Origin of the sequence: Bacillus sp. FSL L8-0199, from assembly GCF_038005705.1 — a bacterium.
GTDB lineage: Bacteria > Bacillota > Bacilli > Bacillales > Bacillaceae_G > Bacillus_A > Bacillus_A cereus.
In genome coordinates this window covers 262,501-265,000 of record NZ_JBBOTS010000001.1, presented here as the reverse complement: position 1 = coordinate 265,000, position 2,500 = coordinate 262,501, and the positions used below count along the sequence as shown (strand labels likewise).

Sequence of the window (2,500 nt, the reverse complement as noted above, 5' to 3'; positions counted from 1 at the left end):
TTATATACTTCATCTAACATTTCAAAAGGAACGAATGTATCAGCATCCCCATGAATGAATAGCATAGGTGTTTTACTTTTCGCTACTTGTTTTACAGCTGAAGCCTCTTCTAAATCATACCCAGCTCTTAATTTAGTAACCGTATTTGCCGCATTCATAACAGGAAACTTCGGTAAGTGGAATAAATCTTTTAGTTGATAAGTAAATTCATCAATAACAGTTGAATATCCACAATCTTCAATAATAACTTTAACATTAGAAGGTAAATCTTCTCCTGAAGTCATCATTACAGTTGCCCCGCCCATTGAAACACCAAATAGAGCTATTTCAGCATCAGGGTCTTTCTTTAAGATTTGTTGAATCCAAATTAAAATATCTTTACGATCATGCCAACCCATACCAACATAATCCCCTTCACTATTTCCGTGTCCACGAAGGTCTGGTGCTATGACATTATAGCCTTGTTCATAAAAGTTACGAATATATTTCGTCATTTCCGATGCTCTACCACTATATCCATGAACTACAATTGCCCATTTATGACTAGATGGTTCATTCATATATTCATAACCTTTTAAATTTAATTTATCGAAAGAACGTATAGTTAATGTGTTAGGTTTATACTTCGATACGAAGTTTGCATTCTTTTCTTCATTTGCAGCCAATACATCTCCCGACGCATTTACCGTTTCCACTAAATGAGGATTATCTTGCAAAAATTCCTTTTCTTGTTTCGCATTTAATGCATAGTTATAAAAATAATTTCCAACTAACATATACACGATTACTAGCAGGACTAAGACTACTATAGTAATTATACTTATCTTTTTCATATTATCTCCTTTTCTAACTTAAATCTTCTTATATTAAAGTACATCAAAAACAACTGTACTATTTTAACATACCAATGAATTCTATCTTTGAGAAATAAAATAGAAAATCTTAAATTACCTGTCAAAAATCACGAAACAAATTGAATAAAACTTATATAGCTACGTACTCAAAAATCTTTAAAAAAATGAGCAGCACTTCAAAATATTTAGCTTTGAAAAGAAATTATAAAACACAAAAAAGACGAGTCATTCTGACTCGTCTTAAAGTTGCTTGGCGACGTCCTACTCTCACAGGGACAAGGTCCCAACTACCATCGGCGCTAGAGAGCTTAACTTCCGTGTTCGGTATGGGAACGGGTGTGACCTCTCTGCCATCATCACCAAACTATTGAAGGCATATTCCTTCAAAACTAGATAACATTGCTACATATTATATGGTTAAGTCCTCGATCTATTAGTATTCGTCAGCTCCACATGTCACCATGCTTCCACCTCGAACCTATCAACCTGATCATCTTTCAGGGATCTTACTAGCTTACGCTATGGGAAATCTCATCTTGAGGGGGGCTTCATGCTTAGATGCTTTCAGCACTTATCCCTTCCGCACATAGCTACCCAGCTATGCCCTTGGCAGAACAACTGGTACACCAGCGGTGCGTCCATCCCGGTCCTCTCGTACTAAGGACAGCTCCTCTCAAATTTCCTACGCCCACGACGGATAGGGACCGAACTGTCTCACGACGTTCTGAACCCAGCTCGCGTACCGCTTTAATGGGCGAACAGCCCAACCCTTGGGACCGACTACAGCCCCAGGATGCGATGAGCCGACATCGAGGTGCCAAACCTCCCCGTCGATGTGGACTCTTGGGGGAGATAAGCCTGTTATCCCCGGGGTAGCTTTTATCCGTTGAGCGATGGCCCTTCCATGCGGAACCACCGGATCACTAAGCCCGACTTTCGTCCCTGCTCGACTTGTAGGTCTCGCAGTCAAGCTCCCTTATGCCTTTGCACTCTACGAATGATTTCCAACCATTCTGAGGGAACCTTTGGGCGCCTCCGTTACACTTTAGGAGGCGACCGCCCCAGTCAAACTGCCCACCTGACACTGTCTCCCGGGTCGATAAGACCCGTAGGTTAGAATTTCAATACAGTCAGGGCGGTATCCCACCAGCGCCTCCACCGAAGCTAGCGCTCCGGTTTCAATGGCTCCCGCCTATCCTGTACAAACTGTACCAAAATTCAATATCAGGCTACAGTAAAGCTCCACGGGGTCTTTCCGTCCTGTCGCGGGTAACCTGCATCTTCACAGGTACTATAATTTCACCGAGTCTCTGGTTGAGACAGTGCCCAAATCGTTACACCTTTCGTGCGGGTCGGAACTTACCCGACAAGGAATTTCGCTACCTTAGGACCGTTATAGTTACGGCCGCCGTTTACTGGGGCTTCAGTTCAGAGCTTCGCTTACGCTAACCCCTCTCCTTAACCTTCCAGCACCGGGCAGGTGTCACCCCCTATACTTCGCCTTACGGCTTCGCAGAGAGCTGTGTTTTTGCTAAACAGTCGCTTGGGCCTATTCACTGCGGCTTTCCGTTAAGAAAGCACCCCTTCTCCCGAAGTTACGGGGTCATTTTGCCGAGTTCCTTAACCAGAGTTCTCTCGCACACCTT

At 43.2% G+C, this 2,500-nt stretch carries 1 protein-coding gene and 2 rRNA genes (2 of these 3 running past the window's edge); all 3 read right to left on the bottom strand.

Annotated elements, in window-relative coordinates; genetic code table 11:
• Positions 1–833: the 5' portion of an alpha/beta hydrolase gene (locus NST86_RS01520; protein ID WP_000723975.1), read on the bottom strand. The gene continues 127 nt to the left of window position 1, outside the view; only the first 833 of its 960 coding nucleotides appear in the window; the start codon lies at positions 831–833; its stop codon lies off the left edge, out of view.
• Between the two features lie 269 nt (positions 834–1,102).
• A 5S ribosomal RNA gene (rrf, locus tag NST86_RS01515) occupies positions 1,103–1,218 on the bottom strand.
• A 49-nt stretch (positions 1,219–1,267) separates the two neighbouring features.
• Positions 1,268–2,500 (bottom strand): 23S ribosomal RNA (locus NST86_RS01510); it runs 1,690 nt beyond the window's last position.